Annotated in this window: 18 protein-coding genes and 4 pseudogenes; 10 read left to right on the plus strand and 12 right to left on the minus strand. The window is 69.7% G+C overall.

Translation table 11 applies throughout. The annotated features are described in order from the left end of the window. Nucleotides 1–23 precede the first annotated feature (23 nt). From ACZ7L0_RS39025 to ACZ7L0_RS39035, 3 genes are all read left to right on the plus strand, one after another. Nucleotides 24–317, plus strand: coding sequence for a DUF1330 domain-containing protein (locus ACZ7L0_RS39025; RefSeq protein WP_060897481.1), 294 nt, complete (start codon nt 24–26; stop codon nt 315–317). Nucleotides 318–569: 252 nt separating this feature from the next. Then, nucleotides 570–1,520: a PIN domain-containing protein gene (locus tag ACZ7L0_RS39030; RefSeq protein ID WP_471247327.1), complete on the plus strand. Its 951-nt coding sequence runs from the start codon at nt 570–572 to the stop codon at nt 1,518–1,520. Between the two features lie 80 nt (nt 1,521–1,600). Beyond that, nucleotides 1,601–1,957, plus strand: a complete 357-nt coding sequence (locus ACZ7L0_RS39035) for a hypothetical protein (RefSeq protein ID WP_471247328.1) — start codon at nt 1,601–1,603, stop codon at nt 1,955–1,957. A gap of 16 nt (nt 1,958–1,973) precedes the next feature. Here the strand turns inward: ACZ7L0_RS39035 and ACZ7L0_RS39040 are convergent, their stop codons facing one another. After that, nucleotides 1,974–2,381 carry a hypothetical protein gene (locus ACZ7L0_RS39040; protein ID WP_471247329.1) on the minus strand — a complete coding sequence of 136 codons (408 nt, stop codon included), beginning with the start codon at nt 2,379–2,381 and terminating at the stop codon, nt 1,974–1,976. A gap of 534 nt (nt 2,382–2,915) precedes the next feature. Between ACZ7L0_RS39040 and ACZ7L0_RS39045 the strand changes: the two are divergent. Continuing rightward, a pseudogene (locus ACZ7L0_RS39045) lies at nt 2,916–3,294 on the plus strand (IS1380 family transposase); the annotation flags it as partial. Between the two features lie 48 nt (nt 3,295–3,342). Here the strand turns inward: ACZ7L0_RS39045 and ACZ7L0_RS39050 are convergent. The 5 genes and pseudogenes from ACZ7L0_RS39050 to ACZ7L0_RS39070 all read right to left on the minus strand — a co-directional run bounded on the left by ACZ7L0_RS39050 (nt 3,343) and on the right by ACZ7L0_RS39070 (nt 7,689). Then, nucleotides 3,343–4,506, minus strand: a complete 1,164-nt coding sequence (locus ACZ7L0_RS39050; RefSeq protein WP_471247330.1) for a hypothetical protein — start codon at nt 4,504–4,506, stop codon at nt 3,343–3,345. 457 nt (nt 4,507–4,963) lie between these two features. Beyond that, nucleotides 4,964–5,104: a hypothetical protein gene (locus ACZ7L0_RS39055; RefSeq protein WP_471247331.1), complete on the minus strand. Its 141-nt coding sequence runs from the start codon at nt 5,102–5,104 to the stop codon at nt 4,964–4,966. An 88-nt stretch (nt 5,105–5,192) separates the two neighbouring features. After that, nucleotides 5,193–5,564, minus strand: coding sequence for a hypothetical protein (locus ACZ7L0_RS39060; protein ID WP_471247332.1), 372 nt, complete (start codon nt 5,562–5,564; stop codon nt 5,193–5,195). A 584-nt stretch (nt 5,565–6,148) separates the two neighbouring features. Further along, nucleotides 6,149–6,354, minus strand: a pseudogene (locus ACZ7L0_RS39065) (helix-turn-helix domain-containing protein); the annotation flags it as partial. Nucleotides 6,355–6,816: 462 nt separating this feature from the next. Further along, entirely contained in the window at nt 6,817–7,689 is an 873-nt protein-coding gene (locus tag ACZ7L0_RS39070; RefSeq protein ID WP_471247333.1) for a helix-turn-helix transcriptional regulator, read from the minus strand. A gap of 319 nt (nt 7,690–8,008) precedes the next feature. Between ACZ7L0_RS39070 and ACZ7L0_RS39075 the strand changes: the two genes are divergently transcribed. From ACZ7L0_RS39075 to ACZ7L0_RS39085, 3 genes are all read left to right on the plus strand, one after another. Next, the gene (locus tag ACZ7L0_RS39075) at nt 8,009–8,884 is read left to right on the plus strand and encodes a helix-turn-helix transcriptional regulator (protein WP_471247334.1); all 876 of its coding nucleotides are present in this window, start codon (nt 8,009–8,011) and stop codon (nt 8,882–8,884) included. A 424-nt stretch (nt 8,885–9,308) separates the two neighbouring features. Next, complete coding sequence (locus ACZ7L0_RS39080) at nt 9,309–10,148, plus strand: SDR family NAD(P)-dependent oxidoreductase (RefSeq protein ID WP_471247335.1); 840 nt, start codon at nt 9,309–9,311, stop codon at nt 10,146–10,148. Nucleotides 10,149–10,290: 142 nt separating this feature from the next. Then, entirely contained in the window at nt 10,291–11,073 is a 783-nt protein-coding gene (locus ACZ7L0_RS39085) for an SDR family oxidoreductase (protein WP_471247336.1), read from the plus strand. Between the two features lie 149 nt (nt 11,074–11,222). On the opposite strand, the gene ACZ7L0_RS39090 is transcribed toward ACZ7L0_RS39085, so the two are convergent. Then, nucleotides 11,223–12,053 (minus strand): hypothetical protein, encoded by an 831-nt coding sequence (locus tag ACZ7L0_RS39090; RefSeq protein WP_471247337.1) that lies wholly within the window; start codon nt 12,051–12,053, stop codon nt 11,223–11,225. A gap of 271 nt (nt 12,054–12,324) precedes the next feature. Here ACZ7L0_RS39090 and ACZ7L0_RS39095 point away from each other — a divergent pair, with 271 nt between their 5' ends. Then, nucleotides 12,325–12,687 (plus strand): MafI family immunity protein, encoded by a 363-nt coding sequence (locus ACZ7L0_RS39095; RefSeq protein WP_471247338.1) that lies wholly within the window; start codon nt 12,325–12,327, stop codon nt 12,685–12,687. Nucleotides 12,688–12,895: 208 nt separating this feature from the next. On the opposite strand, the gene ACZ7L0_RS39100 is transcribed toward ACZ7L0_RS39095, so the two are convergent. The 3 genes and pseudogenes from ACZ7L0_RS39100 to ACZ7L0_RS39110 all read right to left on the minus strand — a co-directional run. After that, nucleotides 12,896–13,165: a YnfA family protein gene (locus ACZ7L0_RS39100; protein ID WP_471247339.1), complete on the minus strand. Its 270-nt coding sequence runs from the start codon at nt 13,163–13,165 to the stop codon at nt 12,896–12,898. Between the two features lie 58 nt (nt 13,166–13,223). Further along, a complete protein-coding gene (locus tag ACZ7L0_RS39105) occupies nt 13,224–14,777 on the minus strand; it encodes an alpha/beta hydrolase (protein ID WP_471247340.1) in 1,554 nt (517 codons plus the stop codon). A gap of 151 nt (nt 14,778–14,928) precedes the next feature. Beyond that, a pseudogene (locus ACZ7L0_RS39110) lies at nt 14,929–15,655 on the minus strand (MobF family relaxase); the annotation flags it as partial. A gap of 839 nt (nt 15,656–16,494) precedes the next feature. On the opposite strand from ACZ7L0_RS39110, the pseudogene ACZ7L0_RS39115 reads away from it, so the two are divergent. Next, nucleotides 16,495–16,572, plus strand: a pseudogene (locus ACZ7L0_RS39115) (hypothetical protein); the annotation flags it as partial. 172 nt (nt 16,573–16,744) lie between these two features. Then, on the plus strand, nt 16,745–16,990 hold the full coding sequence (locus ACZ7L0_RS39120) for a hypothetical protein (protein WP_471247341.1): 246 nt from the start codon (nt 16,745–16,747) through the stop codon (nt 16,988–16,990). A 194-nt stretch (nt 16,991–17,184) separates the two neighbouring features. On the opposite strand, the gene ACZ7L0_RS39125 is transcribed toward ACZ7L0_RS39120, so the two are convergent. Then, nucleotides 17,185–18,414 (minus strand): MFS transporter, encoded by a 1,230-nt coding sequence (locus ACZ7L0_RS39125; protein ID WP_471247342.1) that lies wholly within the window; start codon nt 18,412–18,414, stop codon nt 17,185–17,187. Nucleotides 18,415–18,494: 80 nt separating this feature from the next. Continuing rightward, nucleotides 18,495–19,886 (minus strand): amidohydrolase family protein, encoded by a 1,392-nt coding sequence (locus ACZ7L0_RS39130; RefSeq protein ID WP_471247343.1) that lies wholly within the window; start codon nt 19,884–19,886, stop codon nt 18,495–18,497. Nucleotides 19,887–19,985 lie beyond the last annotated feature (99 nt).

A 19,985-nucleotide genomic window follows, 5' to 3' on the forward strand; every position in this document is an offset into this window, starting at 1 on the left:
CTCATCCCAACACTGGAGGTTCCATGCCCAAGGGCTACTGGGTCAGCGTCTACCGCACCATTTCAGACCCTGAGAAGCTGGCTGCTTACAACAAGCTGGCCGCTCCGGCCGTCAAGGCCGGGGGCGGTCGGACCTTCGTCCGTGGCGGTCGGGTCGTGGCGCATGACGCCGGAATCGCCGAGCGTACCGTCCTGATCGAGTTCGACAGCTTCGAACAGGCCGTCGCGGCGCACGAGAGCGCGGCCTACCAGGAGGCGCTGGTCGCCCTCTCCGACGGCGTCGAGCGCGACTTCCGCATCGTCGAAGGCATCGACTGACCGAGGTCCAGTCGGATCTTCACCGAAGCTCACGGTGCACATCCGCCGGTAACCCGCATTCCTGAAGGATGTTGTTGGACGTCCGGACCTCTCACTTTCGCTGCTGGGGTCCGCCGTCCAACCACCGATCGGTTGTTGGACGCTCTCCCGACGGGCAGTCAGCTGCCATGCTGAGCTGCGGTCGTGCTGCTGGAGGGCCGCGGCGTCGGAAACCGAAGGCGCACCAGCGGGCCGCGCTGGCAGGATCACCGCATGCTCATCACACCGCGCCCCGGCGCAGACCGGAAGAACATCCGGCAGGTCCTCAGCGGCGTCCACACCACGGTGATGAACCTGCAGCGGCCGTACGGCAGCGCCTTCGAGGGGCTGCTGACATATCTGGAGTGGGCCACGGAGTCCGCGCGGATGCTGCGCTCCCAGATCAGCGACCAGGACCTCGACCAGCTCGTGTTCACCGACCGCTACCGGGCGCTGCTGGGCAGCTGCGGCACGCTCGCCGGGACCGCCCAGCAGCGCCTCGTGAACGGCCTGGTCCAACTTGAGGTCGCCGAAAGGATCGCGGCGTTCGAGGCGGCCGTGGCCGCACTGGATACGCGGATCGGCCGGTGGAGCCAGCGGGATGTGTTCGTCGTGGCCGACTCCAGCTTCTACATCCAGAACGAGGTGAAGCTGGCCGACGTCGACCTGCACAAGGTGCTCGACGTGCCGCGCTGGCAGTGCGTGCGCCTGCTGTTCCCGATCGTGGTGGTCGACGAGCTGGACGACCTCAAGGACGCCAGCAAGCAGCGGGCCCGCTGGCGTGCCGCCCACACGCTCGGTCTCCTCGACGGGGTCCTCAACGGCGGCACCAACGGGGTCCTGCACGAGGGGGAGCACACCGTTCAGGACGGCGAGACCCGCGGCAGGGTCAACGTGGAGATCGTCCTAGATCCCCCCGGCCACGTGCGCCTGGACCGCCCCGATGTCGAGATCATCGACCGGACGGTGGCTATCCAGGGCCTGGCCGGCCGCGACGTTCGGTTGCTGACGTGCGATACGAGTCAGCACACCCGGGGCCGGGCCGCCGGGCTGCAGGTGACCAAGGTGGCGACGAAGGCCCCCGGGGACGAGCCGGACTGGTCGGCCCCGGACAGGTCTGGCACTGGCGTACGCGCGCAGCGGCGCGCCCGGCAGGCCGAAGCCGAGGCTCCGACGGCCAGTTGAGAATCGAGCACCACGGCAATAACACTGTGCTACACGCCACCTGGCGGTAGCTGTACGAGAACAAGGCCTTGGAGGGCAGCGTGGACCTGAGTGCCACCGGCGAACCCGTCATTGTGCAAGAGGACACCCAGGTCCACGTCGGCGTCGACCTTCGGCCGGGCACTCTCACTATCACCCGGAACGACAAGGACTTCGCGGCGTATCACGCCTTGGTGCAGTTCGGCTCTGTCCACGCGAACCCCTGGGCAGCGCAGGAGGTCAAGTTCTCGGCCAAGGGGCCGGACGGCAAGTCCGTGGGATTGACCGTGGATCTCCTCAACGACGCCTGCGACGGCCCCCGGGCTGGCGTTCCCGCCGCGATCTGGAAGGTCGTGGCCCTCGCCGCGACCTCCGCCGGAGACGTCGGCATCACCTACACGCCTCCTGGCCGCGCCTGATGTAGGCGCCGTGCCCTCAGCCGGTCATCCGTACGCCCTTCCAGCCGGGTCCGAGTCCGCGTCGGCAGTTCCCGTCCAGAGCGCGGCGCGGGCGCCTCGGCGACGTCCTCGGCAGCGGCCGGGCGAGTCGGCGGCGCAATTCGGCGGTGGCGGCCGGGACCGTCGCGAGGGCTCGCGCGGCTTTTGGGTCGATCGCCGCGAGGGCCGGGGCGAGCACGTCGATGGCGTCGGCTGCGTCCTCGACCGCGCTCGCGTTCCAGGTCCTCGGCGTCACCGCGTCGACCAGCTCGCACACCGCATCGGCCACCGCCGCCGCCCGCTCCTCGACGCCCGGTCCGGCCCTTCCCAGTTCCACGTCCCGCCCAACGACCATGCCGTCTGCCAGATGCCCGCCGCCACGGCGAGGGCCCGCGCCGACGGACATGGCGCGGGCCTCATATCGTCCCGAACAGAACGGGGTTGCATGATCTGTCAGACCACCGCGGCCGTGCGCCGGCGGGACGGCGCTGCCGGGACGCCGTGCCCGTCAAGCGCCCAGGTCGCGCGCACCCCGACCGGCGGCGCGCAGGCGGAGCGCGGCGGCCGTAGCCGGCCGGCGCGGTCTCGTCGGGACCGCGCCCGACAGGCGGCTCGTGACCGCCGGAGAGCACGCAACGTGCTGACCCGCCCTAGCCAATCCGAGCGGGTGAACCGCCTGGTGATCGCAAGATCACTGGAGCGGTCGATGCCCGTTGCGGAAAGCCGCCCCGTCAGCGCGGAAGTTCGCACACTGATGGAGCGTCTTCGTGATCGGCCTGTTCTCCGAGACTCTGCCCGAGTTCCTTGGCAGCCTCTGCGCCACTCTCGTACTTCGGGGAACACCTGTGGGCCTCGCTGTTTCACTCGGTTACGGCTGGCTTTGGGGCGGAAACGCGAAAGTGCCTTCCTGACCTGGGACGATAAACCTTGCTGAGGGGTTCTGTCGGTCCAGGCGGAGGGCACTTTCTGCGTGCGGGTTATCGGGTTGCGTCCCAAGGTCCGTGTCAGTGCTGATGGTTCGGGGGTGGTCGGGTATGCCGGGGCACGGTTGCTGGTGGATCGCTGACGCCACAGGGCTGACCGCCGCGTACTCCGCCGCTCTCGGGCCGCTTCGGCCGCGCGGGACCGGGCATGACCCGGGACGGGTCGCCACCGATCTCGCGGTGATGCTCGCCGACGGCGGTGAGGCGATCGCGGATCTGGCCGTGCTGCGGGACCAGGGCGAAGTGTTCGGCCCGGTCGCCTCCACGCCCACGGCCTGGCGGTTGCTCGCTGACACCGATGAGGCTGCAATTGCCTCACTGCGAGCGGGCCGCGCCTGCGAGCCGCGCGGGGCGCGACGCCCTTAGGTATGCGCGCCGAACGGGTTACCGCCGGGCCGCGCGGCGACGTACGAGCAGGACCGTACCCGCACCGGCGGCTACGACCGCGGCCGCGGCGCCCGCGAGGGGCAGCGCAGGACCGGAACCGGTGGCGGCGAGGTCACCGCCGGTGGTGGAGGCGCTCCCCGAAGATCCGGTGGCCGAGGAGCTGCCGGTGGTCCCGGATCCCCCCGTCGTCCCGCCTCCGCCGGTGGAACCCGAACCGCCCGCCGACCCGCTCCCGCCCGTCGAACCACTGCCCTCGACGTCGAGCAGGATGTCGGCCTTGTCGTTCGCCTTGTTCACGTCGTACGGGCGGGATTCGGCATTGAGGGCCACCGAGCCCTTGGCCCCCGCCACCGCCTTGTCGATCTTCAGCTTGAAGGAGTAGGTGTTCACCTGGTCCTCCTCCACCCAGCCCTGTGCGATGTAGCAGTCGTAGGTTCCGGCCGCCGGCTTCCTGCAGTTCGGTGCCTTGACCGCGGTCGTACCCGAGGGAATCTTGATCAGGATTCGGGTCGGCACCGGAGGGCCCGGTTCCACCAGCACCCAGGCGGGGCCGGCGTTGGTGAACTTCACCTGCAGGTCGATCGTGTCTCCGACCCGGCCTTTCAGCCGCGCTCCCGACACCTGGAAGTCGGCCGTGTTCGCCGCGTTCACCCGCACCCGGGCCTCGACATAGTCGTGGCTCACCGAGCTACTGCCGGTGAGAACGGAGCCGGGCCGCTCCACCAGCTTCGCCGCGGGAGCGGTTCCGCGCACGGGCCTGCTGGCGCCTTCGTCGGGGCCGAAGTCGTAGTCCCCGACAGCGACGTCGAGATCGTCGTACAGGGCCCGGTCGAGAGCCTTGAGGGGCAGCTTCTCGGGCGCGTAGACGACACCCGGCTCTACGGCCTGGTCGAACTCGCAGGTCATCTGGGATCTGGCCGGCAACTCGTCGTACGAGCCGATGTCCCACCGCACGCAGTTCGAGGGCACGTCGGCGTAATCCAACCCCTGGGTGACGGTGTACCGCAGCCAGACCTTCTCCAGCGCCTGGGTGCCCTGGTTACCGAAAAGGACCGGCGCCTCGAAGGTGCTCCCCGGCTGCACTCCGCTGATCGGCGCGATGGTCCCCAGCACCAGCCCGGCCCCGGAACCATCGGCCACGGCGCAGGGAGCGGTGCTCAACGTGATCAGTGCGCCGGCGCCGATGGTTCTGACGGCCCTGCGAAGTGTACGGAAGCTGTGATCGGGGCGGAGCATGTAGTTACCTCTGGGTGAAGTGGCGAAGATGGGCGGTGAGCCGGGGAAGGCAAGTTCCGTACATCAGACACACGCCGACGTCGAACAGTTGTATCGGCGTCCGTCGCGATCGGCCGCCGGGTTGCCGAGTGGTGAGCCTGCTTTCCGCGGGCCTACGGGCGACCTCCCTCCCTCCCTGCCGCAGAGGCGCAGTGTGCTTTCCGGGCACAGGATCTCTGCCCGTGAGTGGTGAGGCGCCCGGTCGCGACTTGTTCCGCGGCGGTGTGCTGGAGTCCGAAGACGGCGGCGGTGAGCCAGGCCGCGGGGAGAGACGGTCGAAGTCGCCTGTGTGCCAGCCTCGTTGGATGAGTCGTTCGAGCCGCTTCTGGCTGCCTGCGCTGGGTCAGGGCTGGGTTTCGGTTTGGTGTTTTCTGATGGGGTGCCAGCGGCGTTTGAAGTCGTCGGCCTGCTTGGCGATGTCCTTGCCGGTGAGGGGTCTGTTGTACTGGGCGGTGATCCCGCGCTTGGCACAGGCTTGAGCCACGGCCTGTGGTGAAGGAACGGCGCTGCCGGTCCGGCGGTCGGCCCAGAGGCGGTAGATGCGGAGCCCTCTGATCCCGGACACGTTGTTGTTACGCCGTGAGGGTTTGATCTTGGTGACGCAGGCGGGTCTCGTGGGGTGTGAGGTAGCCCCAGCGGATGTGCTTGCGCAGGCGGCGTCCGTTGTAGAAGGTCTCGACGAAGTCGAAGACGTCGGCGCGGGCGGTGACCCGGTCGGGCCAGGAGCGGGTGCCGATCCAGCCGGCCTCGAGCCACGCGATGAAGTTGCCGCCCTGCGGGATCGCGTCCCCGGTGAGCCCGTACAAGTCCGCGAAGCCCGCCCGGCGAATGGGGGCGTCCGCGGTGACCAGCGAGCGGACGAGGTCGAAGTTGCCATTCGGCATCGCGTCCTCGAGCAGGAGCTTGGCGTTGCCGATGTTGCGCTGTGCAACGGCGTCGGTCATGTCATTTCCTCTCGCTTCCAGTGGAGATGCCGGCGACGTATGGTCCAGGATCGGTCTCTCCTACGGAGGTATGCACGCTCCCAGCAGCCTCTTCCGGCGCCGGAGTGCACCCTCCCAGTGTTTCGGCGGATATCGAGCCCACGGCCCTTGAAGGTGGGCCCGGTTGGACCTACGTTCAGCTGGGCCCGCTCATAGGCGTCTGGCGACGGGAAACTGGCACCTTCTTCGGCACCACGGAGGGCTGCGATGCCGGCACCAACAAGAGCCAGTCGGCCGCGTCTTGGTGCCCATCCGCGACCAGGTCGTCGTCGCCACCAAGTTCTTCGTCGGCGGCACTCCCAGCCGTGTCGAGCTGGGCGGGTAGATCCCTTCCCACCTGGAGGCATCCCTGGCCGGGCCCGGACCGACCGTGTCGAGCTGTACGACCGGCACCGCGCGCCCGACGCGCGAGCAGGCCGACATGGACGACCACGCGCTGGCGGTGGGGCCGCGACCACGGCCGCAGCGCCGTGTGCCAGGACGACCGGCGTCGTCCGGTGGCCACTTGGGACCTGGAGACGGGCCAGTCCAGCGCCGGGGCTGACTCGGCTGATCGTCGACGGGCTTCGGCCCAGGTCGCCGGCGATGGCCCGGATGGTGGCCTTCTCCAGTGGCGGTCAGCTATTTGGACGCGGTCGTCCTCGCGGAGATAGCGCGGTGGATCGCTCGGTTCATCGACCGGTGCCGCGTTGAGCGGTGGTGCTGCCTTGAACCGACCCGAGGCACCCCGTCCGTTGCGCCATCGCTGGCCCACGTGGAGCCCGGCTGGCAGGCCGGAATCGAGTGGACGTTGCCGTGGATCGAGAACACTGTCGGCCAGCTGGCCGAGGGGAGTCGTAGCAAGCCGATGGCGGCGGGTGAGCAGGGCGCTCAACTGCCGTGCTCGGGCTGATGGCCGGGGCGGGAGTCAGGGGCTGACGCCAGAGCAGTAGAAGCGGCACGTCACTCCGGGGCCCGGTGGGCCGCATGACCGTGTTCATGCGGCAGCCCAAGCTGGAAGCCAGTGACACCTGGTCGTCGTCAGGGCGGGGCTGAAGGTCCTTCACGGTGATCATGTCTGCTCCTGGCGCCGAGCGATCTGCGCGCCGGCATGGCGGACGACGCATCGCTTGTCGCATCGGGTGCCGGTAGACAACCCCACCGCCATGAAGGCTGGGTTGTTCCTGGGTGCGGCAGGACCAGCCTCCACCCGTTCTCACGTGGTCATGCGCCGCTAGTGCTCGTTGCCGGCGAGGTCGGAGACGGGCATGGTTGCCTGGGCCTGCTTCGGCTGGGTGGCCATGGCCCTCAGTGTCTCGAAGGCGGCTGCCGTCGGGCTGGCCGGTTCGGCTTGGTAGACCACCAGTTGCTGGTGTGGGGCCCCGTTGACGGTGAAGGCCGCGAATTTGATGTGCAGGTCTCCGACCTGGGGGTGTTTGAGAAGCTTGCCCTCTTGGGACTTGCCCTTCACGTCGTGCAGCTGCCAGATTGCTGCGAACTCCTCGCTCTGGTCGGACAGTTCCGCTACCACTTCGGCGATGCGGGCTGATTCGGGGTCGTGTCCGTAGGCGGCCCTGATTTCGGCGACACAGGAGTGAGCTGCTCGCTCCCATTCCTGGTAGAACTCGCGTCCCGCCGGGTCGACGAACACCATGCGGGCGAGGTTGTCGAACCGGTGGAACCCGCTGTGGAGGGTCATGGCGAGGGAGTTGGCGGCCATGATGTCGAGGGCCGGGCCGACGACGAAGGCCGGAGTGCCGTCCCATCCGTCCATCAACTGCAACAACTGCTGGCTGACGTCCGTCTCACCCCAGTCGCGCCGGCGCTGCGAGGCGGTGAGACAGAGGCGGTTGAGATGGTCGGTGGCTTCCGCGTCCAGTTTCAGCGCCTGCGCCACGGCGTCGAGGACCTGCGGGGAGGGGCTGTTCTCGCGTCCCTGTTCCAGCCTGATGTAGTAGTCGGAGCTGACTCCGGCGAGCAGCGCGACTTCCTCTCTGCGCAGTCCCGGCACGCGGCGTCGCCCGTGCTCGGGCAGACCGACGTCGTGTGGCTTCAGGGCTTCTCGGCGGGCTCTGAGGAAATCACCCAAAGGCGTCCCATTGCTCATGCGGCAAGACTAGATGGTTTTCAGTCGACGAGAAGTATCAGTCGCGCAGTATGGCGCCACGTATCCAATTGTTCACGCAAGGTAAACATATGCCTGGCTTGATGGCATTTCCCGGCCCCGTGACTCGGTGCGGAGACTGAGCTGTCGGCGCTGAGGGGCGATGGCGACTCGAACGCCACGTTCACGAGGTACCCGTGATGACTTGCCACGGGTCCGTTACGTACTTTCGCCCCCTGGGGAGGGGGACCCGCGTTCCTGGGTGTAATGCACCCACCATTGGCAGAACTTTCCTCGGCGCTTTCCGCCTAGCCTGGGCGGCATGGACATCGACACGCACCCTGATCTGGTTGGAGGGCTGGGGCAGTTCCTCCGCTCCCGCAGGGAACGCCTCAGCCCTGCTGCGGCAGGATTGTCCGGCGCGGGCCGGCGAAGGGTGCCCGGCCTGAGGCGTGACGAGGTCGCGACACTCGCGGGTGTCAGTCTGAGCTACTACAGCCGACTCGAACAGGGCCGTGAACTCAGCCCCTCACTCCGGGTACTGGAGGCCCTTGCCCGCGCCCTGCACCTCGGGGACGAGGAGAAGGGAGAGCTCTTCCGGCTGGCCCGGCCGACAGCCCGCCGTACGAAGTCCCCCGTCCGGGTCGAGCGAGTCCGCCCGCACCTGCGGCAACTGATCGAAAGCTGGGCCAGGACGCCGGCCTTCATCATCGGCCACGCCCAGGACCTGCTGGCCACCAACGCGTTGGCCGACGCTCTCTACCGTGACTTCGCGCAGCACGACAACGTGCTGCGTATGCTCTTCCTGGACCCCGCGGCGAGCTCCTTCTACCGGAACGCGGAGCGGGCCCGGCATCGTGCGGTCGCCGACCTTCAGCAGACCGCAGCCGGCACTCCGGAGGATCCCCGCATCCTGGAGCTCGTCGGCGAACTGTCGGTGCGCAGCAGCGAGTTCCGGTCCCTGTGGGCCCGCGAGTACACCCGGGTCCCGCCCTACGACGTCAAGCAGGTGTGTCACTCCGTCGTGGGAGACCTGGAGTTGCGGCACGAGGCCCTCACCATCCGCAGCGTCCCGGGCCAGCAGCTCATCATCCTGCAGGCCGAGCTGGGCTCCCCCTCCGCCGACGGACTTGCCCTGCTGGGCTCCCTCAGCGCACCGGAAGTACCTCACCAGCAGAATCCCGCACACGGCTCCTGAACCAGGAGGCCGCCGGAAAACCGTCTCCGCCGGGCCACGCATATGCCCCGGTGGGGCTGTCCGGCCAGGGAATTCAGCGGAAAGACTCACGCCGCTCGATGCCTGCGGATCGAAAACCAGCTGTCCCACGTTTCTTCGCGTGCGATGATCCCCGGTTTCTGCCCGCGGACTCCAGCCAAGGGGTCCGGGCGAGCGCTCACTACGGCCCATGGACCAATGGGCCGCCGCTGCCGCGACTGATGGTCCTTGGCTCGTTGGATCCGCTGCTCAGCCTGCGGTGCTTTGCCTGGACGTACGTCTCGTCTTCCTAGGTGTGGGACTCCCAGGAAAAGCGCAGCCTTCATGGCGTCGTAGTCGACGAGCACACTCGAATACGTCAACAGGAAATCCCCGAAAAAGGGGAAGCGACGAAAGAGGTTTTCCCATGGCTACGTGGTTTGTCACCGGCGCCTCGCGCGGTATCGGTGCGGAAATCGCCCGGGCCGCTCTGGCAGGGGGTAACAACGTCGTGGTCGCCGCACGAAACCCGGAACGCGTGCCGGACGATCTGAAGAACTCCGACCAGGTCTTCGCGGTCGCCCTGGACGTCACGGACCACGACAGCATCCCGCAGGCGGTCGATGCCGCCGTGGACCGGTTCGGCGGCATCGACGTGCTGGTGAACAACGCCGGCCGCGGCCTGCTCGGCGCGCTGGAGGAGATCACCGACGCGGAGGCCCGGTCACTGTTCGACCTCAACGTCTTCGGCCTGATCAACGTCACGCGCGCCGTGCTGCCCATCATGCGCAAGCAGGGATCCGGCCGACTGGTGCACATCGGTTCCCGCTCCGGCTTCGAGGGCGAGCCCGGTGTCAGCCTCTACTGCGCGTCGAAGTTCGCCGTCGCCGGCATCAGCGAGGCACTTTCCATCGAGATGGCCCCGTTCGGAATCCAGTCGATGGTCGTCGAGCCGGGCGTCTTCCGCACCGACTTCCTCGACGCCAGCTCCCTGTCGGTCGCCGCGAACCGCATCACCGACTACGACGACACCCCCGCGCACGTGACGCTGGACTGGATCGACCGGGCCAACCACGCCCAGCTCGGCGACCCCGGCAAGGGCGCCGCCCTCATCGTCGAGGTCGCCTCCACCGAGAAACTGCCCACGCACCTCTACCTCGGTCGCGACACCCTCGAGCGGCTCGACGTCAAGTACCAGCAGGTGCAGGACGACCTCGCCCCGTGGCGGGAGAAGTCCGCCGCCACCGCCCACGACGACGCCGCCTGACATCCCGCCGGTGGGCCCTGGCCTTCGGGCGTCCGTAGCCCTCTCAAGCAGCCCGGCCGGGCAGTGGGACCTGGCCGGCCGGGCACCACACCTCCCTAGCTCTCCCCACCTCCGAGCCTTGCGATCAAAAGATTGAGGTTTTGTGATGTCTGCTGCTCTGCTCACCGGCACTCCTCTGGCTGGCCGTGTCGCGGTCGTCTCCGGCGCCTCCAGCGGCATGGGCGCCGCCACCGCCCGACGCGTCGCCGAACTCGGCGCCACCGTGGTCGTGCTGGCCCGACGCAAGGAGCGCCTCGACAGCCTGGTCAAGACCATCGAGGCCGACGGCGGGACGGCGCTCGCCCTGGCCGTCGACGTCACCGACCGCGCCGCCGTCCAGAGCGCCGCCGACCAGGTCGCCGCACGCTTCGGCAAGGCCGACCTCGTGTTCAACAACGCCGGCGTCCAGCTCGTCTCCGGCATCGAGGAGCTCAAGGTCGACGAGTGGCAGCGCCAGATCGACCTCAACATCAGCGGCCTGATGAACGTGATCGCCGCGTTCCTCCCGCACCTGACGGACTCCGCGGCCCAGGGCAGGCCCGCCGACCTGATCAACACCTCGTCCATCGCGGCGACCCGCATCCTGGCGAAGTTCTCCATCTACTCCGGCACCATGGCGTACATCAGCCACCTCACCCGGCTGCTCCGCGTCGAACTCGGTCCCAAGATGGTCCGGGTGGCCACCATCGAACCCGGCATGGTCGACACCGAACTGCCCGACCACGTCACCGACCCCGACGCCTCCAAGCTGATGGCCGACCTCATCCACGACATCGACTGCCTGCGGTCCGCCGACATCGCGGAAACAGTCGCCTTCATGGCCGCCGTCCCGCGTCACGTCAACCTCACCGAGATCACCATCATGCCCACCGCGCAGGCCATCTGAAGTCCGTGCCGTCGATCCCGGGCTGGGGCCCGTCGTCGCCGCCCAGCTGCGGGGTGTGGGGTTCCGCTCCCGGCTGGCCGGCGTCGGCTTCACGGGGGACATCACCGGATGCGCGGGGTCGGCGGAGGCTGCCGGAGGCGTTGCGCTGCTCAGGACGTGAGATAGCAGGTCTTGCTCAGGCCGGGCAGCGGATCCGCACCGAATAGCGCCGTCGTGCAGCCTGTGCCGCCGGTGAACGACTTGCACACGAAGCTGCCCCGCGTGCCGTAGGCGACGGTCTGCTGTCCGCTGAAGGCGCCTGTGCCATCTTTGGCGGAGCAGGCGGTGGCGTAGCCGGCCGGGTCGCCGGTGGCTGTGTAGCAGGCCTTCGACCCGCCGGAGACCGGGTCGCCGAACTTGGCGTCGGTGCACGGGGTGTCGCCAGTGGCTGTGCGGGGGGTGAAGGCACCGAAGGCGCCGTACACCACCGGCGGGCCCGCGACGGTTGGACAACTTCCCTTCCGATCCGCGCACTTGATCCAGCCACCGAACGGTCCGCCGGCCGGCGGCAGGAAGCAGGACTTGACGACACCGTCGATGGGATCGCCGAAGTGGGCGTTGGTGCAGGCGACGGAGTCGTTGGTGACCTGGTGGGCGAAGTTTCCGTTGGCGCCGTAGGCGACGTCACGGTTGCAGCCAGGCACGGCGCAGGTGCCGCCCTCGGCTGCGCAGCCGGTGTATCCGGGCGGCCCGCCCGTGTCGGCGCCGGAGCAGGACTTGACGAGATTGGGCGCGGGGTCGCCGCCGAAGGATGCGTTGGTGCAGGCAGTGCTGCCGGTCACCGTCCTGTACGTGTACGTCCCGGCCCCGTAGGCCACCGCGCGGGTGCCGCTGAAGGAGCGAGTGCTGCCCTCGCCCGCACACCGGGTGAAGCCCGCGCGCAGGGCGCCGGTACCCGGATCGGCAGGCGGAGCAGGATTGCCCAGTCCGGTGGCGTTCACGGTGTAGCCGCCAGGAGCGACGCCGGTTGGGTAGACGTAGGTGTCGTCCTGGCTCGCGCCGGCGATGCCGGAGATGGGCCTGCAGGTTCCGTTGCTCCAGACGACGGCGCCGGTCGCCGACTCGGGTGCGGTGCCCAGTACATCGAAGGTGGGCGCGGTGGACCAGCCATGAAGGAGCGTGCTCGCATCCGCAGCGAGAAGGGCCTGCGCTGGGGCGGACGACCAACGAAAGTCGCGTGACCTCGATCAGGGCACCGGCAACACTGGCGCCATGGCCGATGATCGTGAGGCTCTGCAGGCCAGCTGGAATCAGACCCGTGACCACCTCGACGCCGCCCGGGCCCACCTCACACGCCTGCCGGACATCGATCTCTCAGCGACGCTGGAGTTCCTGGAGCACAACGAGCTGGGACTCGCCTTCGACTGCCTGGCCGATCTCGGTGACGACCTCGACCTGCCCCTCAGTTTCTGGCAGCACTTGGACCGAGCGGCCCGTGAGATGCGGCTTTACAGCGATGCACTGCACAGGCCCCACCTCACGGCTGCCGACTTCTGCCGCCGTTACCTCGCCGCTGCCTCCGAGCAGGAATGCCCCGCCAACCCGGCGAACTTTCCCGGTCAGAGCACTAGATAAGCGCGGCTGGATGCTCCTGCACGCGGGCCGGCGGGTCGACCGGCCCGCCCTGCGCGTCCCGCTGATCGCCCGCACGATCCGGGGCCGGGAGCTCACCACCGGAGCCGTGATCAGCGTGGCCCGCTTGGTCGACTGCTACCAGGACCCCGAGGACTCTGCTGATAAGTCCGGCTGTCAGAACCTGCGGAACGGCCTGCGGTTGAGGTCGTCAGTTCCCATGCGGGAAGTACATGATCCCGGCCAACCCTGCGAGGCAGACGAGGGCTCCGATGACGCCGAAGCGATCGGGGCGGTGTTCGTCGGGGATCATGCCCCAGGCGATCGGCACGGCGACAAAAATGCCCCCGTACGCAGCCAGAATGCGCCCGAAGTTGTCATCGCTCTGGAAGGTCGCGACGGCGCCGTAGAGGCCGAGGGCGGTCACTCCGGCGCCGATCCAGATCCATCCCTTGTGTGAACCCGCGGTGTGGTGGTGCACGCCAGGGGTTGCGAGCGAACTGGTGTGCTGACGGCCGCCCGGCGGATCCTTACGGGCCTCAGGACATGCTGCCCCGGCACACCGTCCCCGGGGCCGGGGTGCGGCCCGTGCGGAGGTATTGGTCGACCGTCTCCGTGACGCAGCGGTTCTGCGGGTATGTGCCGTGGCCCTCCTCCTCGGCCGTCAGGAGCACGCCGACACCGTCGCCCAGGGCGCGGGCCATGTGGCGGGCGCCGGGGTAGGGGGTAGTCGGGTCGCCGGTGCCGCCGACCACTAGGACGGGGGCCGCGCCGTCGGCGTTCACCTGGGGCGTGGCGCGCTCGCCGTCGAACGGCCAGTCGTAACAGAGGTAGACGCCGGTGGACCAGGCCGCGCCGAAGACGGGTGAGGCGGCTTTGATGCGGGCCTCGTCCCTGTTGAGGCGTTCGAAGCCGGGGCGCAGGCTGGAGTCCGCGCAGGTGATCGCGGTCTGGGCGGCGCGGCTGCTGTCGCGCGGGGTCGCCGCGTGGTCGGCGGAGCCGATGTTGTCCGCGCCCTTGCTCAGCGGACGGCCGTCGTTGTGGTCGATCAGCGCGGTGAGGGCCTTGGCGAGCGGCGACCAGCCGTCTGTGCCGAGGTCGAGATGGTCGCTGACGGCGTACGCGAGGTCGTCGGCGTCGAGGTTCCTTCCGCCGCCGGCCGGGGCGGGCTTCTTCTCCAGGCGGTCGGCCAGGCGCGCCATGCGTCGCGCGGCCTCCTCGGGCCCGTCGCCGGTCGGGCAGTGGCGGATACGGGCCGCGCAGTGCGCAGCGAACCGGTCGAACGCCGCTTGGACCGCCTTGACCTGCGACACCTGCTTCTCGTCGAGGTCCTCGGTCGGATCGACGGACGCTTCGAGGACGAGCCGTCCGACGTGCGACGGGTACAGGTGGGCGTAGACCGCGCCGAGCGCCGTTCCGTACGAGACGCCGAAGTAGTGCAGCCGCTCGTCGCCGAGGAGGTAGCGCATCAGGTCGAGGTCGCGCGCGGTGTGCGAGGTGCCGATGTACGGGAGGAGCGCCCCGGAGTGCTTGGCGCAGGCGTCGGCCCCGTCGTAGCCGGTGTCGTCCGCGGACTTCCCGCAGCGCACAGGGATGGTCGCGCCAACGCCGCGCGGGTCGAAGGAGACCAGGTCGTAGCGGTCGAGGAGCGGCTTGTACTGGTTGAGGAGTTCGGGCAGTCCGCTCACGCCGGACACGCCGGGGCCGCCGAAGTTGAGGACGAGCGAGCCGATGCGCCGGGTGTTCGGGCCGGTGGCTTTGCGGCGGATCAGGGCGACGTCGATCGTCCTGCCGTCTGGTTTCCGGTAGTCGAGGGGGGCCTTCATGGCGGCGCAGTCGTAGCCCGTGCGCGCGGTGGGCGGCGAGGTGCAGCGGGACCAGTGGAGGTGCTGGCCGGTGGTGAGCGCGGTGGGCAGACCGGCGGGCGGGTTGTTCGCGGTGAACTCCGTACGCGGCTCCGCACTCCGGCCGGGAGCGTCGTGCTGGAGCCAGGCGCCGACGGCCCCGAGCGCGGCGAGGACGACCCCGGCGATGATGAGCGCACCGGCCGAGAGGCCCGGTCTGCGGCTTCGTATCGGATGTGCGTCACTCATTGAAGTCCCCGCGCTCCCGCCCCCGGACGCCCAGGCCCCGTGCCCGCATGCCCGTACCCGTGATCGTCCGATCGTCGAATGAGTGCAGGGTACAAGCCGCCTCCGACAGCTCGGCTCGCGAGAGTGCCCAGTAATTTAGACCGCCCCGTGCTCACGCGACTCCTCCTGCGGTCCGGCCCGGCGTGTGCTGGACGCCGGGCTGCTGGGTGTGCGGGTGGCGAGGCCGTCACCGGGGCGGGCTGTAGCCGGGGGCCGCGGGCGACGGGGCGCTCCCGCATGCCGTCCTGGAGCCTGGCGGCCAGCCGGGCGGCTGCTTCGAGGGTCCGGCGGGTCTGCTCCACCGTGTCGACGTCGACGCCGGTCTCCTGCTCCAGGAGGCGGCCGGCCTTCCGGCCGGCGTGGAACGGCCGGGGGTGCGACCTCGATGCGGCAGGCTCGTCGACGGCGTACGGCCGGGAGCCCAGTCGCTCCGCACGTCGCGGTGCGTTGACCCGGGTGGCCAGGGCGCCGACCGCGAGGCGGGCTCGCTCGTACTGGGGCGCGGACCGCTTACGGGGCAGCGGGCGCAGCACGGCCTGGCCCTCGGTGTCGCGCCGGTCCAGGGCGCGCAGGTCGGCCGGTATCTTCCGGCCCCGCCCGACGGGGCGGATGCAGTCGTCGACCATCGCTTGCACGATCTGTTCGTCCAGGCCCGGCGGGTGAGGTTGGCCGCGCCGGGCGTAGGCGAGGTGACGTCGGGCTTCGGCGAGCAGGTGCCGACGCGTGAACGCGCCGCGCATCACGTACACCACGGCGACGGTGTCCACGGCCGCCAGGACGACGCCGACCACCGGCCGCTCCCGGGCCCACACCACCGCAGCCGCCGCCCGCGCCCGCTGGCAATCAGCCGGAAGGAGCTCGCCGCGTACTCTCACATGCCGGCCTGGAAGGCTGGGTTTCGCTTGCCGCCCTGATACTCCGGCGCGCGTTCCCAGTCCGAATCCGGCCCAGGAACCTCGACCTCCACCATGCGCTCTCCCCACCCCGCCGCTGAGCTGTGACCCCTCCCTCCAGGAGCTCAGCTCCTGGCGTCACGGATCCCCAACCCGGTGAACGTATGCGGTCACAGCACTGGCTCCGGCGACGAGATCTGGCTCGACCGCTCCGGGGACGGCGGCGCGACGTGGCCGGACGGCTCCTCCCTCGGCCGCACCAGCACCCCGTCCGGAGTCACCGGCACCCGTACCGCGATGTACGCCACCCGCGACCCGCGCGGCCTTCTTACGGCGGCGCGGTCCGCGCCTGCGGCCGGGAAGCCAGCCACAACGAGGGCAGCTGCACTGCGTAGGTCAGGCCCGCGCCGCCAGGGCACGCGTCGCGGCGGACGCGCTGATGACATCGCAGGACCCCTACAACGGCTGGTGGCCCAGCAGTTGGTGGAACTCCGCCGCCACCCTCACCTCCCTCATCGACTTCGCTCGGACCACAGGCACACACGACTACGACTGGGCCATCGCGCGCACCTTCGAGCAGAACAAGGGCGTCTTCCCCGCCGGTGGGCGCAGTTCGGATGCGATCGAGGGCCGCCATCGCTTGGCTCGACGCGTACGACTACACCGGCGGCCGCCGCTACCTCGACGAGGTCGTGACCATCGCCAACTACGTCCAGCAGTACTGAAATCCCAGTTCCTGCGGCGGTGGCGTGTGGTGGGATCGCGAGCGCACCTACAAGAACGCCGTGACGAATGGGGCAGTACCTCTGGTTGACCACGGCGCTGCATCAGCGCATCCCGGGCGACAGCGTATGGCTCGGCGGGCGAAGACGGCCGTCGCCTGGTACAGGTCCATCGGGCTGATCAACTCCTCACTGTGGAGGACGACCAGGGACGGCTCGCTGCTGACCACCGCACGCACCCTGGCCGACGCGGCCGTCAGCAGCCCGACGCTGACCCGGGACGGGGCGCTCACCGAGTCCTGTGACATCGGCTGTGTCCTGCGACGACAACCAGAAACAGTTCAAGGCCATCTTCATGCGGAACTTCGCCGACCTCGCGAGGGCCACCAGCTCCAGCACGTACCGGAGCTACGCCCAGAAGCAGGCGGACACGCTGTGGGCGCAGGACCGCAGCTCCCTCAACGTCCTCGGTGAACGCTGGGCCGGCGCCGACCCCGATCGGACCGACTGGCGTACCCAGGCCAGCGCCCTCGGAGCGCTCATCGCCGACGCGGGCTGACCGCAAGGTGCCATGGCGGGGCCCCAGAGCGGCGAGTACCGTTCACCGGCCCCTCAGCGACGAACCGCAGCCTCGCGTGCACGCACCGGCACCAGCACCCACCAGTTCAGTCCCGGCTACCGACCTGTAGACGCTGTACTTGTTCCTTCGAACGCATCGCGCTGGGAAGGGAAAGGGCGGTGTGGAAACAGAGGTTATTCGGCGCGGTGGTGGCGGAGCGCGGGCAGGGCCAGGAGGACGCCCAGGACGAGCGCGGCGGCGACGGCACGCAGGATGCCACCGAAGCCCAGGCCGGTCAGGGCGCCGGTGAGCTGCGGGCCCAAACTGGCGCCGATGAACATGCTGCATCCGTAGAGTGCGACGGCCGCGCCGCGCGCGTGCGGGGCACCCGCGTTGACGGTCTCGACGACGGCGGGCGCCGCTGCCGCGACGGCTGCCACGAACAGCAGCAGGGCGATGGCCAGCGGCACGGTGTGACCGCCGAGGAAGGAGCCGGTCGCGACGGACAAGGCGGCCAGCGCGAAGGCGAGGACCGCGCGCAGGGGTGCGGCCAGGCGCTGGAGCACGGGGGCGAGCACGGGGACGGCGACCAGGGCGGGCAGCGCGCTGGCCCGCAGGGCGAGGATCGCGGAGGAGTTCCCGGCGATGCCGGTCGGTCCGGCGATGGCCACCGCCGTGTAGACGGCGACGAAGGCGGACATCAGAGCCACGGTCGACAGGTACAGGGCGACCAGGCGCGGCCCGCGCAGCAGCCGCGGCATCGCCGCGAACGCCTGGCGCAGCCCGCCGCCGGTGCTGTGGCGGAGGGCGGGCCGCAGCACGCTGCGCACCGGGATCAGGCTCAGGGCCATGAGGGCGGCACCGATCCAGAAGACCGCGCGCCAGCCGAGCCCCGCCGCGACGGCCTGCGCGCCGATCTGCAGGAGCACTGCGGCGGCGAACATGCCGCTGGTGATGCAGGTCAGAGCGGTGCCGCGGTGCTGTGGCGCGATGTGGTGGACGGCGTAGGAGAGCGCGGACGGCGCGAAGGCAGCGGCGGCGAGTCCCTGGACGCTGCGCAGGACGATGGCCGTGGGGAGATCGGGGGCGGCGCCGACCGCCAGGGTGGCTGCCGTGGCGGCCACGAGCCCGACGGTGATCACGGCGCGGGGACCGTAGCGGTCCGAGAGGGGACCGGCGAGGAGGAATCCGGCGGCGTAGGCGAAGCCGAAGGCGGTCGCGGTCCAGGTCACCTGCTCCGGTGTGGTGCCGAGCGCGGTGGCCATAGGGTGCAGCAAGGCCAGGACGGTGTACATCTGGCCAACCATCAAAACGCCGAGTGCGGTCAGCAGGGCGATCGTCGGTGCGGCGGGGGCCCAGGCGGGCGGTTGGTCCGGTGCGCTGGTCCGGGGTGTGAGCCGTGGGGACGTGGTGGAGTGGGACATGGGAGCTCCAGATGGGCGTCCCCGGCCGGGGGGGTCCGACCGGGGACTGCGGAGGAGGGGTGTTCGGACAGCCGGAATACTCAGGCAGCGGGGGTGTTCAGCACGTACTCGCGCGAGGCGTGCACCTCGCTGCGCAGGGCGGCCAGGTTGACGTCCAAGACGTGTCCGTCCCACTTGCGGGGCTCGCCGTTGATGAGAACGGCGCTGATGTTGCGGGCGTCGGAGCCCAGCACGATCGTGCCGATCGGGTCGTTGAGGGGCATGTTGTTGAGGTCCTCGGCCTGGATGACCAGGAGGTCGGCCTTCTTGCCCGGGGTGAGTGAGCCGGTGACGCCGGCCAGGCCGTTGGTACGGGCGCCCTGGAGGGTGGCGAAGTCGAGGACGTCGTGGGTGGTGATGCGGGAGGGCTGCTGGTCGGTGCCGTAGGCGGCGTTGACCGCGCGCATCCGCTGGATGGCGTGCAGGGCCCGCATCTGCGTGAACATGTCGCTGGCCAGGGCGACTTCGACGTCGATGCTCAGTCCGGGGCGGATCCCGACGGACAGTGCCTCGTCGACGGCGGGGATCGCGGTCTCCAGGCCGATCTGCGCGTCGGACGTGGGGGCGAGGGCCACGGTGGTGCCGGTCTCTCCCATCGCCTTCCATGCCTCGGAGGTCAGCCCGGTGGAGTGGATGAGGGTGACGTCGGCGCTGAGAACGCCGTCCTTGGCCCAGCGCAGGACCGCCTCGGAGGAGGACGTACCGAAGACGGCGTCCACGCTCACTCCAATGCCCAACTCCTTCGCCACGCGGGCGAGTTCGGGACCGTAGGTGAGCGCCGGTCCGGCGATCTCGTCGGTGGCCAGGGTCGCCAGGCGCAGTGTGAGCAACTGGTCGTCGCTACTGAAGTACTGGTCCTTGAGGCGGATCAGGTCGCCGGGCCACTGCCGGTCCCACTCGCCGAAGTGCGGGCCCATGGAGGCGTGCACGCCGCGGATGCCGGTGTCGACGAGGGCCTCGATGGCGGCGTCGGAGTGCTCGCGGGTGCGGGAGTTGTGGGAGAAGTCGAGCATGGTCGTGATGCCGCTGTCGATCGCGGTCAGGGCGGCCAGTCTGGTGCCGATGTACATGTCCTCGGGCCGGTAGACCGTGGCGTAGCCGGCCAGGGTGGCCATGACGTAGCCGCCGAGGTCGTCGACGTCCGGCATGATCCGGCGCAGCTGGGCCTCCCAGGCGTGCCGGTGGGTGTCGACGAAGCCGGGGGTGAGGATGGTGCCGGTGGCGTCGACGACCACGGCATCTGCCGCGTCGAGGTCGCGGCCGACGGCGGTGATCGTGTCGCCCTCGACGAGGAGGTCGCCGCCGTCGATGACGCCGAGGTCGGGGTCCATGGTGACGATGGTCGCGCCGGTGATCAGGATGCGCCGCCGGTCGGCGGGCCGACGCCGGATCTCTTCGAGCAGAGCGGCGCTGGTGGTGTCGTTGACGTTCATGAGAGGTCTTCCTTCCGTACAGCGGAGAGGGCCGGGAGGATGGGCCGTCCGCTGGAGAGGGCGGGGAGGGTAGAGAGGGTGAGTCGCCGGGAGGGCGGC

This window comes from Streptomyces sp. NPDC039424 (assembly GCF_055639495.1).

Bases quoted from the DNA above. Each gene is read 5' to 3' on its own strand.
- ACZ7L0_RS39025 (WP_060897481.1), top strand. From the start codon at position 24: ATGCCCAAGGGCTACTGGGTCAGCGTCTACCGCACCATTTCAGACCCT.
- ACZ7L0_RS39030 (WP_471247327.1), top strand. From the start codon at position 570: ATGCTCATCACACCGCGCCCCGGCGCAGACCGGAAGAACATCCGGCAG.
- ACZ7L0_RS39040 (WP_471247329.1), bottom strand. From the start codon at position 2,381: ATGTCCGTCGGCGCGGGCCCTCGCCGTGGCGGCGGGCATCTGGCAGAC.
- ACZ7L0_RS39060 (WP_471247332.1), bottom strand. From the start codon at position 5,564: ATGACCGACGCCGTTGCACAGCGCAACATCGGCAACGCCAAGCTCCTG.
- ACZ7L0_RS39070 (WP_471247333.1), bottom strand. From the start codon at position 7,689: ATGAGCAATGGGACGCCTTTGGGTGATTTCCTCAGAGCCCGCCGAGAA.
- ACZ7L0_RS39075 (WP_471247334.1), top strand. From the start codon at position 8,009: ATGGACATCGACACGCACCCTGATCTGGTTGGAGGGCTGGGGCAGTTC.
- ACZ7L0_RS39080 (WP_471247335.1), top strand. From the start codon at position 9,309: ATGGCTACGTGGTTTGTCACCGGCGCCTCGCGCGGTATCGGTGCGGAA.
- ACZ7L0_RS39095 (WP_471247338.1), top strand. From the start codon at position 12,325: ATGGCCGATGATCGTGAGGCTCTGCAGGCCAGCTGGAATCAGACCCGT.
- ACZ7L0_RS39105 (WP_471247340.1), bottom strand. From the start codon at position 14,777: ATGAGTGACGCACATCCGATACGAAGCCGCAGACCGGGCCTCTCGGCC.
- ACZ7L0_RS39125 (WP_471247342.1), bottom strand. From the start codon at position 18,414: ATGTCCCACTCCACCACGTCCCCACGGCTCACACCCCGGACCAGCGCA.
- ACZ7L0_RS39130 (WP_471247343.1), bottom strand. From the start codon at position 19,886: ATGAACGTCAACGACACCACCAGCGCCGCTCTGCTCGAAGAGATCCGG.